The organism is Pseudomonas sp. LG1E9, from assembly GCF_003290225.1.
Lineage (GTDB): Bacteria > Pseudomonadota > Gammaproteobacteria > Pseudomonadales > Pseudomonadaceae > Aquipseudomonas > Aquipseudomonas cyclaminis.
Genome location: NZ_CP029983.1, coordinates 346,106 through 370,141 on the forward strand (window position 1 = coordinate 346,106; position 24,036 = coordinate 370,141).

At 60.5% G+C, this 24,036-nt stretch carries 22 protein-coding genes and 1 pseudogene; 7 read left to right on the forward strand and 16 right to left on the reverse strand.

Going from position 1 to position 24,036, the window contains the following annotated elements; all coding sequences use genetic code 11:
- Positions 1-25 precede the first annotated feature (25 nt).
- Positions 26-1,540 carry a threonine ammonia-lyase, biosynthetic gene (gene ilvA, locus DNK50_RS01815; protein ID WP_099585890.1) on the reverse strand — a complete coding sequence of 505 codons (1,515 nt, stop codon included), beginning with the start codon at positions 1,538-1,540 and terminating at the stop codon, positions 26-28.
- A gap of 136 nt (positions 1,541-1,676) precedes the next feature.
- Here ilvA and rpiA point away from each other — a divergent pair, with 136 nt between their 5' ends.
- Entirely contained in the window at positions 1,677-2,348 is a 672-nt protein-coding gene (gene rpiA, locus DNK50_RS01820; RefSeq protein WP_099585891.1) for a ribose-5-phosphate isomerase RpiA, read from the forward strand.
- Positions 2,349-2,375: 27 nt separating this feature from the next.
- On the opposite strand, the gene DNK50_RS01825 is transcribed toward rpiA, so the two are convergent.
- The 4 genes from DNK50_RS01825 to DNK50_RS01840 all read right to left on the reverse strand — a co-directional run bounded on the left by DNK50_RS01825 (position 2,376) and on the right by DNK50_RS01840 (position 6,565).
- Positions 2,376-3,290 carry an SdiA-regulated domain-containing protein gene (locus DNK50_RS01825; RefSeq protein ID WP_099585892.1) on the reverse strand — a complete coding sequence of 305 codons (915 nt, stop codon included), beginning with the start codon at positions 3,288-3,290 and terminating at the stop codon, positions 2,376-2,378.
- Positions 3,291-3,411: 121 nt separating this feature from the next.
- On the reverse strand, positions 3,412-4,338 hold the full coding sequence (locus DNK50_RS01830) for an SdiA-regulated domain-containing protein (RefSeq protein ID WP_112192694.1): 927 nt from the start codon (positions 4,336-4,338) through the stop codon (positions 3,412-3,414).
- Positions 4,339-4,493: 155 nt separating this feature from the next.
- Complete coding sequence (locus tag DNK50_RS01835; protein WP_112192695.1) at positions 4,494-5,159, reverse strand: fumarylacetoacetate hydrolase family protein; 666 nt, start codon at positions 5,157-5,159, stop codon at positions 4,494-4,496.
- An 11-nt stretch (positions 5,160-5,170) separates the two neighbouring features.
- The gene (locus DNK50_RS01840) at positions 5,171-6,565 is read right to left on the reverse strand and encodes an FAD-binding oxidoreductase (RefSeq protein ID WP_099585895.1); all 1,395 of its coding nucleotides are present in this window, start codon (positions 6,563-6,565) and stop codon (positions 5,171-5,173) included.
- 205 nt (positions 6,566-6,770) lie between these two features.
- Here DNK50_RS01840 and serA point away from each other — a divergent pair, with 205 nt between their 5' ends.
- Positions 6,771-8,000, forward strand: coding sequence for a phosphoglycerate dehydrogenase (gene serA / locus DNK50_RS01850; RefSeq protein ID WP_003176761.1), 1,230 nt, complete (start codon positions 6,771-6,773; stop codon positions 7,998-8,000).
- Between the two features lie 67 nt (positions 8,001-8,067).
- Here the strand turns inward: serA and DNK50_RS01855 are convergent, their stop codons facing one another.
- The gene (locus DNK50_RS01855) at positions 8,068-8,508 is read right to left on the reverse strand and encodes a DUF4399 domain-containing protein (RefSeq protein ID WP_112192696.1); all 441 of its coding nucleotides are present in this window, start codon (positions 8,506-8,508) and stop codon (positions 8,068-8,070) included.
- 134 nt (positions 8,509-8,642) lie between these two features.
- On the opposite strand from DNK50_RS01855, the gene DNK50_RS01860 reads away from it, so the two are divergent.
- Positions 8,643-9,167: a transporter substrate-binding domain-containing protein gene (locus DNK50_RS01860; protein WP_112192697.1), complete on the forward strand. Its 525-nt coding sequence runs from the start codon at positions 8,643-8,645 to the stop codon at positions 9,165-9,167.
- Here the strand turns inward: DNK50_RS01860 and DNK50_RS01865 are convergent.
- A complete protein-coding gene (locus DNK50_RS01865; RefSeq protein ID WP_112192698.1) occupies positions 9,118-9,600 on the reverse strand; it encodes a DUF523 domain-containing protein in 483 nt (160 codons plus the stop codon). The genes DNK50_RS01860 and DNK50_RS01865 overlap by 50 nt on opposite strands.
- Positions 9,601-9,602: 2 nt before the next feature.
- Positions 9,603-10,235, reverse strand: coding sequence for a 2OG-Fe(II) oxygenase (locus DNK50_RS01870; RefSeq protein ID WP_112192699.1), 633 nt, complete (start codon positions 10,233-10,235; stop codon positions 9,603-9,605).
- A gap of 131 nt (positions 10,236-10,366) precedes the next feature.
- On the opposite strand from DNK50_RS01870, the gene DNK50_RS01875 reads away from it, so the two are divergent.
- The gene (locus tag DNK50_RS01875) at positions 10,367-11,119 is read left to right on the forward strand and encodes a DUF2059 domain-containing protein (RefSeq protein WP_099585900.1); all 753 of its coding nucleotides are present in this window, start codon (positions 10,367-10,369) and stop codon (positions 11,117-11,119) included.
- Between the two features lie 43 nt (positions 11,120-11,162).
- Here DNK50_RS01875 and DNK50_RS01880 read toward each other — a convergent pair whose 3' ends face one another.
- Positions 11,163-12,104: an alpha/beta hydrolase gene (locus DNK50_RS01880; protein ID WP_112192700.1), complete on the reverse strand. Its 942-nt coding sequence runs from the start codon at positions 12,102-12,104 to the stop codon at positions 11,163-11,165.
- A 104-nt stretch (positions 12,105-12,208) separates the two neighbouring features.
- On the opposite strand from DNK50_RS01880, the gene DNK50_RS01885 reads away from it, so the two are divergent.
- Both DNK50_RS01885 and DNK50_RS01890 read left to right on the forward strand, forming a co-directional pair.
- Complete coding sequence (locus tag DNK50_RS01885; protein WP_112192701.1) at positions 12,209-12,784, forward strand: DUF6436 domain-containing protein; 576 nt, start codon at positions 12,209-12,211, stop codon at positions 12,782-12,784.
- A gap of 27 nt (positions 12,785-12,811) precedes the next feature.
- Positions 12,812-15,166 (forward strand): penicillin acylase family protein, encoded by a 2,355-nt coding sequence (locus DNK50_RS01890; protein WP_112192702.1) that lies wholly within the window; start codon positions 12,812-12,814, stop codon positions 15,164-15,166.
- Positions 15,167-15,250: 84 nt separating this feature from the next.
- Here the strand turns inward: DNK50_RS01890 and DNK50_RS01895 are convergent.
- Positions 15,251-16,210 (reverse strand): annotated as a pseudogene (locus DNK50_RS01895) (GlxA family transcriptional regulator); the annotation flags it as partial.
- Between the two features lie 241 nt (positions 16,211-16,451).
- Here DNK50_RS01895 and DNK50_RS01905 point away from each other — a divergent pair.
- Positions 16,452-17,090, forward strand: coding sequence for an HD domain-containing protein (locus DNK50_RS01905; protein WP_099585905.1), 639 nt, complete (start codon positions 16,452-16,454; stop codon positions 17,088-17,090).
- A gap of 121 nt (positions 17,091-17,211) precedes the next feature.
- Here DNK50_RS01905 and DNK50_RS01910 read toward each other — a convergent pair whose 3' ends face one another.
- The 6 genes from DNK50_RS01910 to DNK50_RS01935 all read right to left on the reverse strand — a co-directional run bounded on the left by DNK50_RS01910 (position 17,212) and on the right by DNK50_RS01935 (position 24,005).
- On the reverse strand, positions 17,212-18,096 hold the full coding sequence (locus tag DNK50_RS01910; RefSeq protein ID WP_099585906.1) for an ABC transporter permease subunit: 885 nt from the start codon (positions 18,094-18,096) through the stop codon (positions 17,212-17,214).
- On the reverse strand, positions 18,093-19,013 hold the full coding sequence (locus DNK50_RS01915; RefSeq protein WP_099585907.1) for an ABC transporter permease subunit: 921 nt from the start codon (positions 19,011-19,013) through the stop codon (positions 18,093-18,095). The genes DNK50_RS01910 and DNK50_RS01915 overlap by 4 nt, the downstream gene beginning before the upstream one ends.
- Positions 19,010-20,152, reverse strand: a complete 1,143-nt coding sequence (locus DNK50_RS01920; RefSeq protein WP_028618367.1) for an ABC transporter ATP-binding protein — start codon at positions 20,150-20,152, stop codon at positions 19,010-19,012. The genes DNK50_RS01915 and DNK50_RS01920 overlap by 4 nt, the downstream gene beginning before the upstream one ends.
- A 67-nt stretch (positions 20,153-20,219) precedes the next feature.
- Positions 20,220-21,314, reverse strand: a complete 1,095-nt coding sequence (locus DNK50_RS01925; RefSeq protein ID WP_099585908.1) for a polyamine ABC transporter substrate-binding protein — start codon at positions 21,312-21,314, stop codon at positions 20,220-20,222.
- 148 nt (positions 21,315-21,462) lie between these two features.
- The gene (locus tag DNK50_RS01930) at positions 21,463-22,557 is read right to left on the reverse strand and encodes a polyamine ABC transporter substrate-binding protein (protein WP_099586239.1); all 1,095 of its coding nucleotides are present in this window, start codon (positions 22,555-22,557) and stop codon (positions 21,463-21,465) included.
- Positions 22,558-22,640: 83 nt separating this feature from the next.
- Positions 22,641-24,005, reverse strand: a complete 1,365-nt coding sequence (locus DNK50_RS01935) for an aspartate aminotransferase family protein (RefSeq protein WP_099585909.1) — start codon at positions 24,003-24,005, stop codon at positions 22,641-22,643.
- Between the last annotated feature and the right edge of the window lie 31 nt (positions 24,006-24,036).

Genomic DNA, 24,036 nt, shown 5'->3' on the forward strand with positions numbered 1-24,036 from the left:
GGCCGCCCCCAATCAGCGTAGTCGCTCAACCGAGGAACAGTTTATAGGCCGGGTTATCGCTTTCATCCCAGTACGGGTAGCCAATGGCTTCGAGGGCCGCCGGCACCAGGTGACGCTCGCTCGCCGGCACTTGCAGGCCGGCGACCACACGGCCGTCCGCCGCGCCGTGGTTGCGATAGTGGAACATCGAGATGTTCCAGCGCCCGCCTAATTTGTTAAGAAAGTTGAACAGCGCCCCCGGACGCTCCGGGAATTCGAAACGGAACACCACTTCATTGCTGACGTGGGCCGCATGCCCGCCGACCATATGGCGGATATGCAGCTTGGCCAGTTCGTTCTCGGTCAAGTCCAGCACCGGGAAGCCCTGCTCGGTGAGGCTGGCGATCAGCGCACTGCGCGGGTCGGTTTCCGGGTGCGTTTGCACGCCAACGAAGATGTGCGCCTCGCTGCCGGAGTGGTAGCGGTAGTTGAATTCGGTGATCTGGCGCTTGCCCACGGCCTCGCAGAACGCCTTGAAGCTGCCTGGTTGCTCGGGAATGGTCACGGCGATGATGGCTTCGCGGCCTTCACCCAGTTCGGCGCGCTCGGCTACGTGGCGCAGGCGGTCGAAGTTGACGTTGGCCCCGGAGTCGATGGCGACGAAGGTCTGGCCACTGACACCACGGGTCTCGACGTACTTCTTGATGCCCGCCACGCCCAACGCGCCTGCCGGCTCGGTGATGGAACGGGTGTCGTCGTAGATGTCCTTGATCGCCGCACAGATTTCATCGGTGCTCACGGTGATCACTTCGTCGACATAGTCTTTGCAGATATCAAAGGTGTGCTGGCCGATCTGTGCCACCGCAACGCCGTCGGCAAAGATCCCGACCGTCGGCAACACCACGCGCTCACCCGCCGCCATGGCGGCTTGCAGGCAGTTGGAGTCATCCGGCTCGACGCCGATGATCTTGATTTCCGGTCGCAGGTATTTCACATACGCCGCGATGCCTGCGATCAGGCCACCACCGCCCACCGGGACGAAAATCGCATCCAGCGGGCCTGGATGCTGGCGCAGAATTTCCATCGCCACGGTGCCCTGCCCGGCAATGGTGTGCGGATCATCGTAGGGGTGAATGTAGACGTAGCCTTTTTCGTCGACCAGTTTCAGCGAGTAGGCCAGCGCTTCCGGGAAGGAGTCGCCGTGCAGCACCACTTTGCCGCCGCGAGAGCGCACGCCTTCGACTTTGATTTCAGGGGTGGTCTTGGGCATCACAATCGTGGCCTTGACCCCCAGCACCTTGGCCGCCAGGGCCAGGCCTTGCGCATGGTTGCCCGCCGACGCCGTCACCACGCCTCGCGCACGCTCTTCGGCGCTCAGTTGCGTCAGCTTGTTATAAGCGCCGCGAATCTTGAACGAGAACACCGGCTGCAAATCCTCGCGCTTGAGCCAAACCTTGTTACCCAGGCGCTCGGAGAGCTGGCGGGCGGTCTGCAGCGGGGTTTCTACGGCAACGTCGTAAACGCGCGAGGTGAGGATCTTTTTGACGTACTGTTCAAGCATCGGCGGGAATCACTGAGCAGGTTGGGCAGGGCCAAGGAGTCTAACCCAGCGTTTGGGCGGGCGACCACACGAATCCCGAGGTTTTGTTGGGTTATACTCGCGCCCCTCTTTACTCCCCGCCCGTTCCGGAGCCCGCATGACCCAGGATCAACTCAAACAGGCAGTGGCCCAGGCCGCCGTCGATTTAATCCTTCCTAAACTCGACGACAAAAGCATCGTCGGTGTCGGCACCGGCTCCACTGCCAACTGCTTTATCGATGCGCTCGCCCAGCACAAAGGCGCGTTCGACGGCGCCGTGGCCAGCTCCGAAGCCACCGCCGCACGCCTGAAGGGCCATGGCATTCCAGTGTACGAGCTCAACACCGTGAGCGACCTGGAGTTCTACGTCGACGGCGCCGATGAGAGCGACGAGCACCTGAACCTGATCAAGGGCGGCGGCGCAGCCCTGACCCGCGAGAAGATCGTCGCGGCCGTGGCCAAGACCTTTATCTGCATCGCCGACGCCAGCAAGCTGGTGCCGGTCCTCGGCGCGTTCCCGCTGCCAGTGGAAGTGATCCCGATGGCCCGCAGCCACGTAGCCCGCGAGCTGGTGAAACTGGGCGGCGACCCGGTGTACCGCGAAGGCGTGTTGACCGACAACGGCAACATCATCCTCGACGTGTTCAATATGCAGATCACCAACCCGGTGGAGCTGGAAACTCAGATCAATGCGATTGTCGGCGTGGTCACCAACGGCCTGTTCGCGGCGCGTCCGGCGGATGTGCTGCTGCTCGGCACCCCGGAAGGCGTCAAAACCCTCAAGGCCTGAGAACACTACATTGGTTTGGCGGTGTTTTCAGGGACTGGGTTTCTTGAACACGTAGAACAGGTTCGGCTCGCTGACCAGGTACAACGTACCTTCGTCATCCATGGCGATCCCTTCGGCCTGAGGCACACGTTTTTTCAGGCCGTGACGGCCGTTGAGCAGAGAAAGACTGCTCAACGGGCGACCGTCGATATCCAGCTCCAATACCAAAAACGACTCATCCGACAGTGCCAGCAGGTGGCCGCTGCGCTCGTCGTATTGCAGGCTCGACAGGTCACGCACAAACAGCCCGGCGTCGCGCTTGGGGTTGTTGATCACGTGCACCGAGTAGGTTTTTTCCGGCTTGAAATGGGGAAAACCGTGGACCTCGTAGATCAGCATCGGGTCGCGCTCCTTGGCCACGAACAGGCGCTTGCCCACCGAGTCATAGGCCAAGCCCTCAAACCCCTTGTTGCCACCCACGTGCAGGCCAAGAGTCATCTGCTCCGCATCGGCGGCATCGAGGAACTGGGTCTCGTCGTCCACATGCACCTTGATCAAGCGCTGCTGGCGTTCGTCGGTGATGACATAGATGTTGTCGCTGATAAATTCCACGGCTTCGGCATCGCCGAACCCCACCAAAGGGATGCGCCGCAGGATCTTGCCGTCCAAAGACAACTCGATCAGTTCGGCATTTTGATTGGTGACGGTAAACAGGCTTTTGCGCACCGGATCATAGGTGAGGGCCGAGACATCGTCGTCCAGACCCTCAATGACCCGGGCCTCCAGCGTTACCCGGTATTCGGCCAGGCCAATGGAGCGCTCATCGGCGGGTTGGCGCCACACCTGCCAGTTGAACCAGGCGCGCTCGAACAGGCGAAAGTGCTGCCCAGCGACTCCGGCGCAGATCAGGGCGATCAGCGCCAGGAGAAACAGAATGGGTTTGGGGCGGGCAAGTCGGCGCATTGGGCGGGCTCAAAATCAAAAGTGGCGAATGAATATCACGCCTGTCTGAATTTAAACTTAAACGCGCCCGGATGTCTGGCGACATGCCGCAGATAGAGAAATATCCGACGTAACTGGCCGTCTATTTCTGCCTTTCGAAACGATAGAACAGGTTCGGCTCACTGACCATGTACAGCGTGCCATCCTCATCCATGGTCACCCCTTCCGCCCGGGGAATGGTTTTGCCCAGGCCATTGAAGCCGCCCAGCAAGGTCATGAAGCTGACCTGTTCGCCCTTCTCGTCCAACTCCAGCAACAGGTGGGAATCGGCCGAAAGCACCAGGAGGTGGCCGGTGCGCGGGTCGACAGCCAACGCCGAAAGGTTGCGCATATCCAGTTCTTTGCTGGCGAGTTTTTGCTTGTCGCCAACCAGGGTCTGGCTGCCGTCGCTTTTCCAGGTGAACAACGCCGGCGGGCGCTCCTCGCCCAGTACAAGCTGCTGGCCTAGCTTGTCCCAGGTGATCGCCTCAAAGGCTTTGTTCTGGTCTTTGGAGGGGCCCAGGTCATAACTCTGGAAATCAGCTTTGTTCAGTTGCTGGGTGGAGGCATCGACCTTGACGATGGTCAGGCTGTGGTCGCGCTCATCGACCACCGCCAGCAGGCCATTTTCCATGACCGTAACACCTTCCGGGTTGCTCCAGCCGTTAAGCGGCATCTTGCGCAGCACATCGCCTTGCAGGTTCAACTCAACGAGGAACGGGTTTTTGCCCATGACGGAAAACAGGGTTTTGGTCTGCGGGTTGTAGGAGACGTCCGAGGCTTCGTCCTTCTCCATGCCTGGCAAGACTTTCGCGTCGATGACGGCGTGGTAGTCCGGCAACCACACACTTTCATTGCGCTCAGCCGATGTTTCAAAGCGCTCCGACACCCACAGCATGCCGCGATCGTCCCAATGCATGGCCCAGGCAACGCCATAAACGATGACGCCTGCCAAAAACAGCCAGGAATACCAGCGCAGGGCAAAACGAGAACGCGGCTTGGGTGTGGCGGAAGGCAGGGACACGGCCATGGGGCGCTTTTTCCGGAAAGTCAGCGTTAGGGGATAGCACAAGGCCAAGGATTATCCGGATAGTGTGTGAAAAAAATGCAAAAACCCAGATTAAGTGGACCCACACAAATCAATATGGGAGGGGCTTGCCCCCTCCCACAGGTTTGACCAGGTGTTTATCGAACGCTGCTTTCGAAGCGGTTCACGCCGGTCAGTTCCAACACAAGTTCATCACCCACATTCAACGGGCCTACACCCGCCGGAGTGCCAGTGAGGATCACATCACCGGCCTGCAGCGAGAAGCAGCCGGCCATGTGCTGGATCATCGGGATGATCGGGTTGAGCATCTGCGCGCTATTGCCGTCCTGGCGCGCTACGCCGTTGATGGTCAGGCGAATGCCGATATCGGTCACATCCGCAAAGGTACTGCTCACCACAAAGGGGGCAATCACTGCCGCGCCGTCGAAGGATTTGGCGATTTCCCACGGCAGGCCCTTGGCTTTCAGCTCGGCCTGCTTGTCACGCAGGGTCAGATCCAGGGCCGGGGCGAAGCCGGAGATGGCATCCAGCACTTCTTCACGGCTTGGCTTGTTCGACAGTGGCTTGCCGATCAATACCGCGATTTCCGCTTCGTAGTGCACCGAGCCACGCTCGGCAGGGATGGCAAAACCGCCTTCCAGCGGCACTACGCAGCTGCCGGGCTTGATGAACAGCAACGGCTCGGTCGGCACCGGGTTGTCCAGTTCCTTGGCATGTTCGGCGTAGTTACGCCCAATGCACACCACTTTACCCACCGGGAAGTGGATGTTGGTGCCGTCGACATACTTGTGCTGGTAGCTCATGGAACGACTCCTTAAACAGCGAAGATCTTGCCAGGGTTCATGATCCCGTTAGGGTCGAATACCGCTTTCACGGCCTTCATGTATTCGATTTCAACCGGCGAGCGGCTGTAGGTCAGGTAATCGCGCTTGGTCATGCCCACGCCGTGTTCGGCGGAGATCGAGCCGTTGTACTTCTCGACGGTTTCGAACACCCACTTGTTCACCGTGGCGCACTTGGCGAAGAACTCGTCCTTGCTCAGGTTTTCCGGCTTGAGGATGTTCAGGTGCAGGTTGCCGTCGCCGATATGGCCGAACCAGACAATTTCGAAATCGGGGTAGTGTTCGCCGACGATCGCGTCAATTTCCTTCAAGAACGCCGGCACCTTGGAGACGGTGACCGAGATGTCGTTCTTGTACGGCGTCCAGTGGGAAATGGTCTCGGAGATGTACTCGCGCAGTTTCCACAGGTTGTGCAGTTGGGTTTCGCTCTGGCTCATCACGCCGTCCAGCACCCAGCCCTGCTCGACGCAGTGCTCGAAAGTTTCCAGGGCGTGGTTGGCGACTTCTTCGGTGGTGGCTTCGAATTCCAGCAGCGCGTAGAACGGGCACTCGGTTTCGAACGGCGCCGGCACGTCGCCACGGCCCATGACCTTGGCCAGGGCTTTGTCGGAGAAAAATTCGAACGCGGTCAGGTCCAGCTTGTTCTGGAACGCGTGCAGCACCGGCATGATCGAGTCGAAATCAGTAGTGCCGAGCACCATGGCGGTGAGGTTCTTCGGTGCCCGGTCCAGGCGCATGGTGGCTTCGACCACAAAGCCCAGGGTGCCTTCCGCGCCGATAAACAGCTGGCGCATGTCGTAGCCGGTGGCGTTCTTGATCAGGTCGCGGTTCAGTTCCAGCACGTCGCCCTTGCCGGTGACGACTTTCATGCCGGCCACCCAGTTACGGGTCATGCCGTAGCGAATCACCTTGATCCCGCCGGCATTGGTGCCGATATTGCCGCCAATCTGGCTCGAACCGGACGAGGCGAAGTCCACCGGGTAGTACAGGCCTTTTTCTTCGGCGACGTTCTGCAATTGCTTGGTGACCACGCCCGGCTGGCACACGGCGGTGCGATCGGTGAGGTTCACGTCGAGAATCTGGTTCATATAGTCGAACGACACAACCACTTCGCCATTGGCCGCCACGGCCGCTGCCGACAGGCCGGTACGACCACCGGACGGCACCAGCGCCACCTTGTGTTCATTGGCCCAGCGCACAATGGCCTGAACCTGCTCGATGGTCTTGGGGAAGACGATGGCGGTGGGCGCAGGTGCGAAGTGCTTGGTCCAATCCTTGCCGTAAGCCTCCAGGGAGTCGGCGTCGGTCAGCACTTTGCCGGGCTCAACCAGGGTCTTTAGCTCATCAATCAGGGCAGGATGGGTCATCGACAGAACTCTCGAACAATTCATGGTCATCCTGAGAACGCTTCACGTCGCAGGAATGGGTGTTTAGCGGGGCACGTATGCTAGCATACCGCCCCCGCAGGACAGAGCCCAAGGGCGTTTCTGCGGTGACGGCTTTCCTGCCGTCCGGGTCAGCTTAAGTGATCCGATTCCCTGCCATTTTTCTCCGGGATACAGGTTTACGCAGATGAGCAAGACTTCTCTCGATAAGAGCAAGATCAAGTTCCTTCTTCTGGAAGGCGTCCACCCATCGGCTGTCGACGTTCTGAAAGCCGCCGGGTACACCAGCATTGAGTACATCACCAGTTCTCTGCCGGAAGCCCAGCTCAAGGAAAAGATCGCCGACGCGCACTTCATCGGCATTCGCTCCCGCACTCAACTGACCGAAGAGATCTTCGATCACGCCAAGAAACTCGTGGCAGTTGGCTGTTTCTGCATCGGCACCAACCAGGTCGACCTCAACGCGGCGCGCGAGCGCGGCATCGCGGTGTTCAACGCACCGTACTCCAACACCCGTTCCGTTGCGGAGCTGGTGCTGGCCGAGGCCATCCTGCTGCTGCGCGGTATCCCTGAGAAGAACGCTTCCTGCCACCGTGGCGGCTGGATCAAAAGTGCGGCCAACTCCTTCGAAATCCGCGGCAAGAAGCTGGGTATCGTCGGTTACGGCTCGATCGGCACTCAGCTGTCGGTACTGGCTGAAGGCCTTGGCATGCAGGTGTTCTTCTACGACACGCTGACCAAGCTGCCATTGGGCAACGCGACCCAGGTGTCGAGCCTGACCGAGCTGCTGGGCATGTCCGATATCGTGACCCTGCACGTTCCGGAAACCGCTGAGACCCAGTGGATGATCGGCGAGAAGGAAATCCGCGCCATCAAGAAAGGCGGCATCCTGATCAACGCTGCACGCGGCACCGTGGTCGAGCTGGACGCCCTGGCCGACGCGATCAAGGACAAGCACCTGATCGGCGCCGCCATCGACGTGTTCCCGGTGGAGCCACGCTCCAACGACGATATCTTCGAAAGCCCGCTGCGTGGCCTGGACAACGTGATCCTGACCCCGCACATCGGCGGTTCCACCGCTGAAGCCCAGGCCAACATCGGCCTGGAAGTCTCGGAAAAACTGGTCAAGTACAGCGACAACGGTACTTCCGTATCGTCCGTGAACTTCCCGGAAGTGGCCCTGCCGGCTCACCCTGGCAAGCACCGTCTGCTGCACATCCACCAGAACATCCCTGGCGTGATGATGGAGATCAACAAGGTCTTCGCGGAAAACGGCATCAACATCTCAGGTCAGTTCCTGCAGACCAACGAGAAGGTTGGCTACGTGGTGATCGACGTCGACGCCGAGTACTCGGACCTGGCGCAAGAGAAGCTGCAGCACATCAACGGCACCATCCGTAGCCGCGTGTTGTTCTAACGCTTTAAACGCTGCACAAAAAATGGGAGACCCGCAGGGGTCTCCCATTTTTTTGTCTGAACAAATCTTACTTGACGTTAACCGTGATGATTTTCGAGGCTACAGTGGGTTCAAACTGGCGGTGAACGTTGTCGCCAGCCACCAATTGCAGGGTGTGCTTGCCTGGGGTCAGGGTCAGCTCGGTTTCGGTTTGCGCCTTGCCGAAGTGGATCGAGGTGGCGGTGGCCGGAATGGCTTCGTCAGCTTTCAGCGACTTCACGTCCTGGTCTACCAGCAAGTGGTGATGACCGGCGTTGGGCACTTGCTTGTCGATCGGCTCCAGGTCCAGGCCCTTGACGCCGAATTTGACGGTGAAGGTCTTGTCGACAGTGGCACCATCTTTGGGCGAGACGATAAACACCTCGGCACCTTTGGGCGCGGGGGTACGAGGCACATCGGCGGCATTGGCCAACATCGAGGCGCCCAGCAACAGGCTGGCTATCGTTGCACGGGACAAAAGGGCTTTCATTCGCTTCTCCAGTTTTTCTGTGAAATCTGTAGGGTTATGACAACTTCGCGACAAATTGCTGTCCAAGGCACTCACCACCATAGCAAAGCGATGCTGAACGGCGCCTCGCACATTCGAATTCTTTAGGAGTGACCATGCGCTTTTCGCCTGGCCTGTTACTTTTGCTTCCCCTTCTGAGCCCTTTGGCGCATGCCGAACTGATCGACGACGTGAATGATCGCGGCGAACTGCGCATCGCCCTTGAAGCCGACACTCCACCCTATAACTTCAAGGAAGGCGACAAACTCACCGGCTTCGAAGTCGAGCTGGGAGAACTGCTGGCGAAGGAAATGGACGTGCGCTCCTCGTTCATCACCACCGATGACGCCGACCTGCTGCCGGGGGTCGCCACCGGCAAATACGACGTGGCCATCAACCATATCGCTATGACTGCCGAGCTTAAGGATCAGTTCGATTTCAGCGAGGCTTATAGCGAGAAGCCTGAGCTGGCAATCCCGTTCCAGAAGGGCAACCCGGCATTCAAGACGAGTTTGGACGGCGCATTGAAGCGGGTGAAGGACGACGGCCGGTTGAAGGCGCTGTCGCAGAAGTGGTTGGAGGGCGATGCCCCTACAGTAGCGCCAACGCCTGCGCCGCCTCAGGCAACTCCAACTCACTGAACACCTGTACGCCGTGGCGCTTGAGCAGCGCCGCCGTGACGCCCTCGCCAGTCACCTTCACGCCCGTGAAGGTGCCGTCATAGGTCAGCAGATTGCCGCAGGACGGGCTATTGGCCTTGAGGATGGCGATGCGGATACCGTGGCGCTGCACCAACGCCAGGGCCTGACGGGCGCCATCGAGAAAGGCGGCGCTGAAATCTTCACCTTCGGCCGTGAGCACTTTGGCGCGGCCTTCCCAGACATCAATGCCTTGCCCGCCGGGAATCTCGGCAGAGGGCCTGGGCGTCGGCAAACCGCCCGACACTTCCGGGCAGATAGCTACCACCCGGCCTTCGGCCTGCCACGCCGCCAGTTGGTCAAACGGCCCGCTGGCTCCACCGTTGTAACGTACCTTGTGGCCGAGCAGGCAGCGGCTGATCAAAATCTTTTGCATGGTTAAAACGGCTCGTTGCCCCGCCGGCGAAACCAGCCGGTGAGGGACAGGCGTTCGCGCGTGGCGGGCATGACTTCGTGGGGCACTTCGCCCGACAGGAACACCACCAGGCAACCGCCAGTGGGCACCACATCGTATTCGACGCCGCCTTTGAGGTACATGCGCAACTGACCGCCATGCTCGGGCAGCCAGGCGTCGTTCAAGTAGATCACCGCCGAGACCATGCGCCGGTCGTCGTCGCGAAAACGGTCCAGGTGCTTGAGGTAAAACGCTCCTGGCGGGTACATCGCGAAGTGGCTTTCGAAATCTTCCAGGCCCAGGAACAAGCCCCGGTTCATCGCCAGGCGCACGCTGTCCATCACCGCCATGTAGCTGTCGCAGACGGCAGCATCGCCCTCCTCCAGCCACTGGATATGGTCGCCACGAATGCCCTCGCGAATTTCCTGGGACGGTCCGCGCCCCACCGCCGCCGGCGCCAGTTCACCCTTGGCCGCACGTTTACGGCACTCAGCCGCCAGTTCCAGGGTCAGAGCCTGGGGCAGGAAGCCGTTCTGCTGCGACCAACCTTTTTCGGCCAGGTCGTCGACAATGCGTTGCAGCAGGGGGTGATCGAGGGGTATTTGCATGGCGCGCATAGTATCCATACGTCTTCAAATCCGACAGCGCCGTCGAGCGTCTCACCACACTTTAGTCAGGTGACTGATAGGACTTCTCGACAAATCCTACGCCCGACACGGACAATAGTGGCCGACTGACAGGAGTCCATATGCGTCGTTTGTTTTTTTCCTTGCTGATGTTCTGCGTTTTGCCCGCTTGGGCAGACGGCCATGACCAGTTGTACAAGGTCGCCGGCTGGGCCGAACAACGTGCGCATTTCAATGACGCCCTCAGTGCTGCCCAGCAGCGCTACCGCAACAGCCTGCCGCCAGCGGTTTACCAGGCGTTGGTGGACAACAGCAATAAACGCTTTGCCGCCCAACCCATGGACCAACGCGCCGAGGCGCAGTTGCGCAAGAACCTGGCAGACCCCAAGCCTGCCCTGGCGTTTTTCCAATCACCGCTGGGCCGCAAGATTGTCGCCGCCGAGCTGCTCGCCACCCGCCGCGACCAACTGGCGAAAAACGCCCAGGGCCTGCCTAAAATCGAAGCCGACGCCACGCGCAGCCTGATCATCGGCCACCTGGCCCAGGCGCTCCCCGCCCGCGAGGCTGGTGCAGAAGTCAGCTTGGCGATTGCCGGTGTCGCGGCTGACAGCTTGAGCCAGATGATCCCTGGCCTGCTGGGTGGGGGTCAGGCCCAAGGCATGTTGAATGGCCAGCGTGAGCGGTTGATGCAGCAGATTGGGAATGATCTGAACAATACGCTGCTGTATGTCTATCGGGATTTGTCTGACCCGGAGCTGGAAGAATTCGCGACGTTTGCGGAGTCGCCGCAGGGTAAGGCGTATTACCAAGCGGCGCTGGCAGCGATCCGCGCCGGGCTGGCGGTGGGCCAGAGCACCTCAAGCCTGGCACCTTAACCAATGTGGGAGGGAGCAAGCCCCCTCCCACATTGGGATTGTGTTATTTCAAATGGTCTGTCAAATACCGGAAGTACTCTTCACGAATCTCCGGAATCTCATTCGCCAAGTGATGTCGGCCACGGGGCAGTATCAACACCTCAGGCGCATCAAACTTGCCCCGCAGCACCTGCAAGTTGTGCTGCCACTCCACCGTCATATCTTCCTCACCCTGCACAATCACCGGCCTCCGCGAGCTGTGCGGTGCGGCTTCGATACGCTTGATCCAGCGTGACAGTGCGCCCACCCAGGCGGTGGGCAGTTGGCGCGGCTGCAGCGGGTCAGCCTCCAGGAACGGCTTGAATTGCGGGTCGTTGGTGTTCTCGCTGAATCGCCGGGCGATGCCTTTGACGAACGGACGCAGCAGGTAATAGCTGAGCTGCGACCACCCCCACGCCCGCGGCCGTACCAACGGCGACAACAGGAAGGTCTTGCCCTGGGCCGGGCTGTCGGCACCGTGGTGAAGCAGGTGATCCACCACTACCGCGCCGCCGGTACTTTGCCCGAACAGGTGCCAGGGTTGCGGCAGTTGCAGCGCTTGGGCCTGGGCGAACAGTGCCTGCACCACGTCTTGGTACACCGCGAAATCATCAATGCTGGCGCGCACCCCGCTGGACAGGCCGTGTCCCGGCAGGTCGCAGGCGATCACCACGAAGCCCTGGTCCAGCGCCCAGTCCACCACGTGGCGATACAGGCCCATATGGTCGTAGAAGCCGTGGAACATAAACATCGTTGCCACCGGTTGTGGCGGCGACCACACCTGCCCCACCACCTCGAACCCGCGCACTTCAAAGCGTCCCAGACGGCTCACAGCCGGCACTTTGCGCGCGGCCAGGTCCAACCCATAAAAACGCTGGTACACCCGCGCTTCGGCGCTGAGCGGTTGCGCATCCACCAGGGGTCGCAAGCTATCGCGCAGATGATCGGGGTCAAAGGTAACGGGCATAAGAGGTTCCAGACTAAACGTACAGCGCAGATGAATATCGAGCTGCGATATTCATCTGTCAGGGCAGGCATGGCAAGCTACGCGACCTTCGAGGATTGATCTGAATGCGACAACCCTACCGCACCACCCTGTTTGCCAGCCTGATCCTGATCATCTGCGCGGGCGTGCTGTGGGCCGCGTATGACTGGTTCCAGGGCCGCTACCTGCGCGCCTTCAGCGAACACACCGCGGTGTTTTCCGGCGATGCACTGCGCCTGCCTGCCGAACTGAGTGGCCCAGGTCCGATCCGCCTGGTGCACTTCTGGGACCCGGCCTGCCCGTGCAACGTTGGCAACCAGCAGCACCTGGGCGAGTTGATCGAGCACTTCGCGCCCCAGGGCGTAGAGTTCTACGCCCTGCAAAAACCCGGCAGCCACGGCCGGTTGCCCGACAACCTGCGCAACATGAAAATCCTCACCGCCCTGCCCGGCGCCAGCCAGGTACCGGCCAGCCCAGCCGTAGGCATCTGGGATCGCACAGGAAAGCTCGCGTATTTCGGGCCGTACAGTGAAGGCCTGACGTGCAACGCCAGCAACAGTTTTATCGAACCGATCCTGAAGGCACTCCAAGCAGGCCGTGAAGTGAGTGCCACTCACACCCTGGCAGTGGGCTGCTATTGTTCGTGGCCTGTAGATCGTTAGTCACTCCACTCCCGGTAAGGAAAGTCCATGAAGCGCGTCTTGCGGGTTCTCGCGGTTCTGATAGTGCTGATCGCCCTCGGCGGCGGCTGGTATGTGTACAGCAAGCAGCCCACCCGCCAGGGCACGGTCACGCTGGCCAACCTGCAAGGCTCGGTCACGGTGCGCTACGACGACCGTGGCGTGCCGCATATCCGTGCCGAGAACGAGACCGACCTGTATCGCGCCCTCGGCTATGTGCACGCCCAGGACCGGTTGTTCCAGATGGAGATCATGCGGCGCCTGTCCCGTGGCGAACTGGCCGAGGTGCTGGGCCCCAAGCTGCTGGAGACCGACAAACTGTTTCGCAGCCTGCGCATCCGTGAGCGAGCCTTGAGCTACGTGGAACAGATGGATCACGAGTCTGCCTCGTGGAAGGCCCTGCAAGCCTATCTGGACGGGATCAATCAGTATCAGGACAGCCACGCCAGCCCGATGGAGTTCGACGTGCTGGGGATCCCCAAGCGCCGGTTCACCGCCGAAGACACCATCAGCGTCGCCGGGTATATGGCCTACAGCTTTGCCGCCGCATTTCGTACCGAACCCTTGCTGACCTACGTCCGCGACCAATTGGGCGGCGAGTACCTGAAAGTCTTCGACCTCGACTGGCAACCCAAAGGCGCGCTCAACCTGGCCGCCAGCGATTGGCAAACACTCGGCGCCATCGCGTCCTTGAGCGAGCAGGCCCTGGCCGACAACGGCCTGCCGCAGTTCGAAGGCAGTAACGCCTGGGCCATCAGCGGCAGCCGCACCAAGAGCGGCAAGCCGTTGCTGGCAGGTGACCCGCATATCCGCTTCTCGGTGCCATCGGTGTGGTATGAGGCGCACCTGTCCGCGCCGGGCTTTGAGCTGTATGGCTATCACAACGCGCTGGTGCCGGTGGCGTTCCTGGGGCACAACCTGGATTTTGGCTGGAGCCTGACCATGTTCCAGAACGACGACGTCGACCTGGTCGCCGAGAAGATCAACCCGGACAATCCCAACCAGGTCTGGTACCACGGCCAATGGGTCGACATGACCAGCAGCGAACAACAGATCGCGGTGAAAGGCCAGGCGCCGGTCACCCTCACCCTGCGCCAGTCGCCCCACGGGCCGATTATCAATGACGTGCTTGGCGAGACCGCCGGCAAGACGCCCATCGCCCTGTGGTGGGCCTTCCTCGATACCCAGAACCCGATCCTCGACGGCTTTTACCAGCTCAACCGCGCCGACACCCTGGCCAAGGCCCGCGCGGCGGCGGCCAAGGTGTCGGCACCGGGGCTGAATATCGTGTGGGCCAATGCCAAGGGCGATATCGGCTGGTGGGCAGCGGCGCAGTTGCCGATCCGTCCGGCTGGCGTCAACCCTGGGTTCATCCTCGACGGCAGCACCGCCCAGGCCGACAAGCTGGGCTTCTATCCGTTCAGCGCCAACCCCCAGGAAGAAAACCCGGCTCGCGGTTATGTGGTGTCGGCCAATGCCCAGCCGGCATCGCCCACCGGCATGGAGATCCCCGGCTATTACAACCTGGCCGACCGTGGCCAACAGTTGAACGCGCAGTTGAGCGACAAGAGCGTGAAGTGGGATGTGAACAACAGCCAGGCCCTGCAATTGGGCACCACCACTGCCTTTGGCCCGCGCTTGCTGGCGCCGCTGTTGCCGGTGCTGCGTGAGGTGGTCAAGGACCCGGCACAGTTGAAGCTGGTGGAACAACTGGCCAGTTGGAAAGGTGACTACCCGCTCGACTCCACCAGCGCCACGCTGTTCAACCAACTTCTCTACAACCTCGCCGACGCGACCTTTCGCCCAAAACTCGGCGACGCCATGTTCAAGACCCTGCTCACCACACGGGTCGTCGACGCCGCCTTGCCACGCCTGGCCGCTGACCCGACCTCGCCTTGGTGGGACGGCACGCGCGCCGAGACCGTCAAGCTCGCGTGGGACAACAGCCTCATGCACCTGAAAGCCACCTTCGGCGATGACCCAACGCAATGGCAGTGGGGCAAGGCGCATACCCTGACCCACGGCCATCCGCTGGGCTCGCAGAAACCGCTGGACCTGATCGTCAACGTGGGCCCCTTCCCGGCGCCCGGCAGCCACGAGGTGCCGAACAACCAGTCGGCCGCCATCGGCCCGGCGCCGTGGCCGGTGACCTACGGCCCGTCGACCCGCCGCCTGATCGACTTTGCCGATGTGGCCCACGCCTTGACGATCAACCCGGTCGGGCAAAGCGGCGTGCCGTTTGACCGCCACTACAGCGACCAGGCGCAGACATATATCGAAGGCGGCTACGAGCAGGCGCACTTCAGTGATGAAGAAGTCACCGCCAACACCCGTGGCACCCTGAAACTGCTGCCCGCCCGATAGCAGCCGCAAACACGATCAAAACTGTGGGAGGGGGCTTGTCGAGTCGTCGCACCGCCCCGATAGCGATGGCGATGGCGATGGCGATGGCGCCGCAAAGTTGAGCCTGAACTGTTGCGGCGTCACCCCCAACCGGCGGTTGAACACACTGCGCATGTGCTGGGCATCGCGAAAACCGCATTGGTAAGCCACGGTTTTCAGCGGTGCGTGAGTACTTTCAAGCAGCACCCGCGCCGCATCCACCCGCGCCCGCTCGACAAACTCCGCCGGCGTAACCTGCGCTTCACGGGCAAACACCCGAGAGAAATTGCGTGCGCTCATATGCGCGGCCTTGGCCAGGTCGGCGATGGTCAGATCCCCGGTCAAATTCGCCAATACATACAGCTGCACCAACGCTACGGCCGAGGTGGTTTCGGCATGGGGCGTAAGAAACGGGCTGAACTGCGACTGCCCGCCTGAGCGCTGGGTGAACACCACCAGGCGCTTGGCCACGCTCAAGGCCACCTGAGGGCCGTGGTCCTGAGACAGCAGGTACAACGACAAGTCGATGCCCGCCGTGACCCCGGCGGAGGTGTAGAGATTGCCGTCCTGTACGTAAAGGCGGTCGGCTTCGACCTGGGCCGAGGGGCACAGGCGCGCCAGGTCAGCGGCGTCGCCCCAATGGGTGGTGACGGTTTTGCCGTCCAGCAGACCGGCACGAGCCAGCATGAAAGCGCCGTTGCAGATTGAGCCGAAGCGCTGCGCACGGGCCGTAGCGCCGCGCAGCCACTCACTGAACGGCGGCCCGAAATCCTCGAACGGCAACTGCGGGCCGCCGGCAACCAGCAGCAGGTCATAGGCTTGCAGGGCTTCGCTGTAATGCCTGTGAGCCTGAAGTGACAAGCCATTGGAGGCTGCCATCGTGCCGTGGCCGACACCGATCACTTCCAGTTGGTAATGGTCGTCGGGCGCGAGGAAACGGTTGGCCTCGCAGAACACGTCCATGGGGCCGGTCACGTCCAGGGACTGGACGCCGGGGAAGATCAGGATGGCGACGGTTTTGTGCATGGGCAAACCTTATATCTCGGGCTGACGCAAAACGCTGTGGGAGCTGGCTTGCCTGCGATGCAGACGACTCGGTCCATCAGGTATACCGAGGTGATGCTATCGCAGGCAAGCCAGCTCCCACATCTGATCGCGTACACCCTTGGCACGATGTCGCGCCAGATTGGCCGGGATCGCACCCTCGTCACCCTGGCCGCTTCGTGGGCGCGCGACCAGACTGGATGCTTTCCAGAGGAGAGCCACCATGACCACTTCCATCGCCGGCATCAAGATCCCCGACAGCGCCCTGGCCAAGGCCACTACCGAGTATATCCGCGACATCGAATCCGACCTGCTCTACCACCACTCGCGCCGGGTGTTTCTGTTCGGCGCGTTGAGCGGTGAGCGCAAGCAGTTGACCTACAACCCGGAGCTACTTTACGTCGGCGCGATGTTCCACGACCTCGGGCTGGTGGAAGGTCATCGCAGCGATAACGAGCGTTTCGAAGTGGACGGTGCCAATGCGGCCGCCGCCTTTCTAAAGCCTTATGGGCTGAGCGATGACGATATCGAACAGGTGTGGCTGTCCATTGCCCTGCACACCACGCCAGGTGTGCCGCAACATCTGCGCCCTACCGTGGCGCTGGTGACGGCCGGTGTGGAGATGGACGTGCTGGGCATGGATTACGCCGCGTTTACCAGCGTGCAGCGCGAAGCCGTGGTGCATGCGCATCCACGGGGTGAAGGGTTCAAGGAGTGCATCATCTGCGCCTTTGCCGACGGCTTGCGCCATCGCCCGCAGACCACGTTTGGCAACGTGAAGACCGATGTGCTGGTGGATCAGGAGCCGGGGTTCAAGCCGATGAACTTTGTGGAGGTGATTCGCACGTCGCCTTGGGCTTGAAATGCAATCAACTGTGGGAGGGGGCTTGCCCCCGATTGCTGACTGCCAGTCACTGCATCTGTTGACTGATACACCGCTATCGGGGGCAGGCCCCCTCCCACATTTTGTATTACACCAGGCTTTAGACCGGTGCAGGCGCCCGGCGCTTGTCCGGCTGTTTCCAGCCATCTGCTGCCGCTTCTTCGATGGCTTGCTGAATGGCTTTCTTGCGGTGTTCTTCGGCGCGACGGCTGAAGAACCACACCAGGAAGGTCACCAGCGACACCGCCAGTAAGATCAGGCTGGCCACGGCGTTGATCTCGGGTTTAACCCCAAGGCGCACGGCCGAGAACACTTCCATCGGCAAGGTCGTCGAGCCCGGGCCCGACACGAAGCTGGCCAATACCAGGTCATCCAGCGACAGCGCAAACGACATCATGCCGCCCGCCGCCAGCGACGGCGCGATCATCGGGATGGTGATCAGGAAGAACACCTTCCACGGCCGCGCGCCGAGGTCCATGGCTGCCTCTTCGATCGACAGGTCCAGCTCACGCAAGCGCGCCGACACCACCACCGCCACATACGCCGCACAGAACGTGGTGTGGGCGATCCAGATGGTGACGATGCCACGCTCCTGGGGCCAACCGATCATCTGCGCCATGGCCACGAACAGCAGCAACAGCGACAGACCCGTGATCACTTCCGGCATCACCAGAGGCGCCGTCACCAGGCCACCGAACAGCGTACGGCCCTTGAACTGGCTGATGCGCGTCAGCACAAACGCCGCCAACGTACCCAACGCCACCGCGGCAACCGCCGTGTAGCAGGCGATTTCCAGGGAGCGGGCCACCGACCCCATCAACTGGGTGTTGTCCAGCAGGCCCACGTACCACTTGATCGACCAACCGCCCCACACCGTCACCAGCTTGGATTCGTTGAACGAGTAGATCACCAGGATCAGCATTGGCAGGTAGATGAACAGCAACCCCGCCACCAGCATGAAGCTTGAGAAACTGACGCGCTTCATATCTTGCCCTCCAATTCTTTGGCTTGGCTGCGGTTAAACAGAATGATCGGCACGATCAGGATCGCCAGCATCACTACCGCCAGGGCAGACGCCACCGGCCAGTCACGGTTGTTGAAGAATTCTTGCCACAACACTTTACCGATCATCAGGGTTTCCGGGCCGCCCAGCAGTTCCGGAATCACGAACTCGCCCACCACCGGGATAAACACCAGCATGCAACCGGCGATGATGCCGTTCTTGGACAGCGGCACGGTGATTTTCCAGAAGCTGTTGAAGGTGCTCGAACCCAGGTCCGACGCGGCCTCCAGCAGGCTCTGGTCATGCTTCACCAGGTTCGCGTACAGCGGCAGGATCATGAACGGCAGGTACGAATAGACCACGCCGATATACACCGCGATGTTGGTGTTGAGGATCTGCAGCGGTTCGTTGATCAGCCCCATGGACATCAGGAAGCCATTGAGCAGCCCGTTGTTGCTGAGGATGCCCATCCACGCATACACGCGGATCAGGATCGCAGTCCAGGTCGGCATCATGATCAGCAGCACCAGCACGGTCTGCATCTCTTTGCGCGCGGTGGCAATGGCGTAGGCCATCGGGTAGCCGATCAGCAGGCACAGCAGCGTGCTGAAAAACGCCATCTTCAGCGAGCCCAGGTACGCGGCGATGTACAACTCGTCGCCCGCCAGCAAGCTGTAGTTGGCCAGGTTCAGCACCACTTGCAGCTTCTGCTCAACGTAGGTGTAGATCTCGGTGTACGGCGGGATCGCTACGTCGGCTTCGGCAAAACTGATTTTCAGCACGATGAAAAACGGCAGGGCGAAAAACAGGAACAGCCACAGGAACGGAATCCCGATGACCACCTGCTTGCCACTAGGGACGAGGCGGTTCAAGCGCCGCTTGAGCTTTTTTGTGTTCATGAGCGAAGTACCACGCCGCTGTCGTCTTCCCACCACACGTACACCTGATCACCCCAGGTGGGCCGCTGGCCACGGCGCTCGGCGTTGGCTACGAAGGACTGCACCAGCTTGCCGCTCGGCAGCTCCACGTAGAACACCGAGTGACCGCCCAGGTAGGCGATGTCGTGCACCTTGCCGCTGGACCAGTTGTGCTCGCAGGTCGGCATTTCGGTGGTGACCAGCAGTTTTTCCGGGCGAATCGCGTAGGTCACCGACTTGTCTTCCACCGACGTGGCGATGCCGTAACCCACGTAGATGTCGCGGTCCAGGTCCGGGCACTTGAGCACCGCATGGCCTTCGGCGTCATCGACCACTTGGGTGTCGAAGATGTTGACGTTGCCGATGAACTCGCACACCAGACGGCTGGTAGGCGTTTCGTAGATGTCGATCGGGCTGCCGATCTGGGCGATCCAGCCCAGGTGCATGATCGCGATGCGCTCGGCCATGGTCATGGCCTCTTCCTGGTCGTGGGTCACCATCACGCAGGTCACGCCGACGCGCTCGATGATTTCCACCAGTTCCAGCTGCATCTGCGAACGCAGTTTCTTGTCGAGGGCGCCCATGGGCTCATCGAGCAGCAGCAGTTTCGGGCGCTTGGCCAGGGAACGGGCCAGGGCCACACGCTGACGCTGGCCACCGGACAACTGGTGCGGCTTGCGCTTGGCGTACTGGCTCATCTGCACCAGCTTGAGCATCTCGGCCACACGGGCGTCGATCTCGGCCTTGGGGATCTTGTCCTGTTGCAGGCCGAACGCGATGTTCTGCGCCACAGTCATGTGTGGGAACAAAGCGTAGGACTGGAACATCATGTTGATCGGCCGCTCATAGGGCGGCATGTCAGTGATGTCCACACCGTCGAGGTAGATGCGGCCCTCGGTCGGGCGCTCGAAACCTGCGAGCATGCGCAGCAAGGTGGACTTGCCCGAACCCGAACCGCCGAGCAGGGCGAAGATCTCGCCTTTCTTGATTTCCAGGGACACATCGTCCACGGCAATCGTCTCGTCGAACTTCTTCGTGACCCGGTCGATTTTGACCAGCACCTTCTTCGGTGTCTGGTCCCCTTCGAGGGCTTTCTTATAGGCGCCGGAGGCAACTGCCATTTACGAAACTCCCAGAAAAAAAGAGTGCAGAACGTCCAATACGGACGAACCTTGGATAGGTTGAGCCTTACTTGCCCGTCTTGACCTTGGTCCAGCTACGGGTCATTAAACGTTGCACTTTCGGGGGTAGCTCGAAGTTGACGAATGTCCGATCGAGAACCGCCTGCGGTGGGTAAACCGCTTCGTCGGTGCGTATCGATTGCTTCATCAGTGTGTCCGCCCCTGGGTTAGGGTTGGCGTAACCGACGTAATCACTGACCTGGGCGATGACCTCAGGTTGCAGCAAATAGTTGATGTAGGCGTGGGCCTCTTTGACGTTGGCGGCGTCCTTGGGGATCGCCAGCACGTCAAACCACAGGTTGCCGCCTTCTTTCGGAATTGCGTAGGCGATGTTCACGCCTTTGCCAGCCTCAGCCGCACGGGCCTTGGCCTGGAACACATCACCGGAGAAACCGGCCGCCACGCAAATGTTGCCGTTGGCCAGGTCGGAGATGTATTTGGAGGAATGGAAGTAGGTCACGTAGGGCCGCACTTTGAGCAGCTTTTCTTCGGCCTTTTTGTAGTCGTCCGGGTTGGTGCTGTTGGGATCCAGGCCCATGTAGTTGAGCACCGCCGGCAGCATTTCATCTGCCGAATCCATGAAGGACACGCCGCAAGTGGCCAGCTTCTTCATGTTTTCCGGCTCGAACAGCACGGCCCAGGAGTCGATCTTGTCGACGCCCAGCACTTCCTTCACTTTGTCGACGTTGTAACCGATGCCGTTGGTGCCCCACAGGTACGGCACGGCGTACTGGTTGCCTGGGTCGTTCTTTTCCAGGCGCTTGAGCAACGCCGGATCAAGATTTGCGTAATTCGTCAGCAACGACTTGTCGAGTTTCTGGAACGCCCCGGCCTTGATCTGCTTGCCGAGGAAGTGGTTGGACGGCACGACCACGTCGTAGCCCGTACGCCCGGCCAGCAGCTTGCCTTCCAGGGTTTCGTTGGAATCAAACACGTCATACACGGGCTTGATGCCGGTGGCCTTTTCGAAGTTGGCCAGGGTGTCGGTACCGATGTAGTCCGACCAGTTATAAATATGCACCGTCGATGCGGCCTGCACGCTGACAGCCAGCGTGATACCTGCACCCACCAGCATGGCTTTGCGAAATAAAGAAATTGGCAAGTGGAGGTCCTCTTAAATAGTTGGGCCTGAAGTTGTTGCCCGGCAACAAAACCGGCGCGCAACTTACCCTCGATAAACCGATCCGGCAAAACTTTTTGTCATTTAATGTGTGGGAGAGGGGCAAGCCCTCTCCCACAGGTGTTGAGGCTTACTTGCCGGACTTGATTTTGGTCCAGCTGCGCGTCATTTCACGCTGGGTTGCGGCTGGCAAGTCAGCAATGGCGTAGAGCTTGGCTTGCACATCGGCTGGCGGGTAGATGCCCGGGTCGCTGGTGATGTCCTTGTCGACCAATGCCGTGGCCTTCTCGTTACCGTTCGGGAAACGCACGCTGTCGGTGATCGAAGCCATGACTTCCGGCTTGAGCAGGTAGTTCATGAATTTGTAAGCGGCGTCGACGTTTTCGGCATCTTTAGGGATGGCGACCATGTCGAAGAAGCTGCCAGCGCCTTCTTTCGGAATGTCGTAGGCAACCTTGATCTTGCCACCGGCTTCAGCCGCACGGGATTTGGCCTGCTGGATGTCACCCGAGTAACCCACGGCTACGCAGATGTTGCCGTTGGCGAGGTCCGAGATGTACTTGGAGGAGTGGAAGTAGCCAATCGATGGGCGGATCTTGAGGAACAGCGCTTCGGCTTGCTTGAGATCGTCTTTCTTCTGGCTGTCGGTCGGCAGGCCCAGGTAATGCAGCGCGATCGGCAGCATTTCGGTTGGCGAATCGAGGAAGCTCACGCCGCAGCTTTTGAGCTTGGCGATGTTCTCAGGCTTGAGCAGCACGTCCCACGAATCGATCTTGTCCACGCCCAGTGCGGCCTTGACCTTCTCCGGGTTGTAGCCGATGCCGATCGAACCCCACATGTACGGGAAGGCGTGCTTGTTGTCCGGGTCGCTGACCGACACGGCTTTGAGCAGGGACTTGTTCAGGTTGCTGTAGTTGGACAGCTTGGACGTGTCCAGCTCTTGGTAGACACCGGCCTTGATCTGCTTGGCGAGGAAGTTGTTCGACGGCACGACGATGTCGTAACCGGACTTGCCCGCCAGCAACTTGGCTTCCAGGGTCTCGTTGCTGTCAAAAACGTCGTACACCACTTTGATGCCCGACTCTTTTTCGAAGTTGGCGATGGTGTCCGGTGCAATGTAGTCGGACCAGTTGTAGACGTGCAGCACTTTATCGTCTGCCTGGGCCGCGCCCGCCATTGCGCCCATCAGGGACAAGGCGAGGAGGGTCTTGCCAGCGTTCTTCAAACCTAATGCCTTCATTTGGTGATGCTCCAATTTTTTCTTTTGAGCCGCAGCCTGCGTTATCTGCCGCAGGCGGAGACTAGCACTTAGCCCTGCAATGCCGCCAAAGTCAGGTCCAGACACTTGCGCGCCTTGGTCACCAACTCGTCGATCTCGGCCTTGCTGATCACCAGCGGCGGCGAAATGATCATGGTGTCGCCCACGGCGCGCATGATCAGGCCGTTGTTGAAGCAGAAGTTGCGGCAAATCATGCCGACGCCCTTGCCTTCATAGCGCTTGCGAGTGGCCTTGTCCTGCACCAGTTCAATAGCGCCCAACAGACCCACACCGCGCACTTCGCCCACCAACGGGTGATCATTGAGCTCGCGCAGACGACGCTGCAAATAGGGTGCCGTTTCGCTGTTGACCTGCTCGATGATTTTTTCATCACGCAGGATGCGGATGTTTTCCAGGGCCACTGCGGCGGCCACCGGATGACCGGAATAGGTGAAACCGTGGTTGAAATCGCCGCCTTCGTTCAGCACCTCGACCACTTCGTCACGCACGATGAGGCCGCCCATAGGGATATAGCCCGAGGTCAGGCCTTTGGCGATGGTCATCATGTCTGGCTTGAGGTCGTAGAAGTCGCTACCAAACCACTCACCGGTACGGCCAAACCCGCAGATCACTTCGTCGGCCACAAACAGGATGTCGTACTTGGCGAGGATTTCCTTGATGCGCGGCCAGTAGGTGGCGGGCGGGACGATCACCCCCCCGGCGCCCTGGATCGGTTCGGCAATAAAGGCACCGACGGTGTCCACGCCCAGTTCGAGGATCTTCTCTTCCAGCTGGTTGGCGGCCCAGATCCCGAATTCCTCGGGGCTCATGTCGCCGCCTTCGCCAAACCAGTACGGCTGGGCGATGTGGGTGATGCCCGGGATCGGCAAGTCGCCCTGTTCGTGCATATACGTCATGCCGCCAAGGCTGGCGCCAGCCACGGTTGAGCCGTGGTAGCCATTCTTGCGGCTGATGATGGTTTTCTTGTTCGGCTGGCCCTTGATCGCCCAGTAATGGCGGACCATGCGCAACATGGTGTCGTTGCCTTCGGAGCCGGAGCCGGTGAAGAACACGTGGTTCATGCCGGCAGGCGCGATGTCGGAAATGGCCTTGGCCAGCTCCAGCACCGGCGGGTGAGCGGTCTGGAAGAACAGGTTGTAGTACGGCAGTTCTTTCATTTGTTTGGCGGCGGCGTCGGCCAGTTCATCGCGACCGTAACCGATCGCCACGCACCACAGGCCGGCCATGCCGTCGAGGATCTTGTTGCCTTCGCTGTCCCACAAATACACGCCGTGGGCTTTGGTGATGATCCGTGGGCCTTTCTCTTTCAATTGCTTGAAGTCGCTGAACGGCGCCAGGTGGTGATCGTTGCTCAAGGCTTGCCATTCACGGGTTTGCGGGTTGTTGCTGGACATACCAATCTCCTGAAATTTCAGTGAAGGGCGC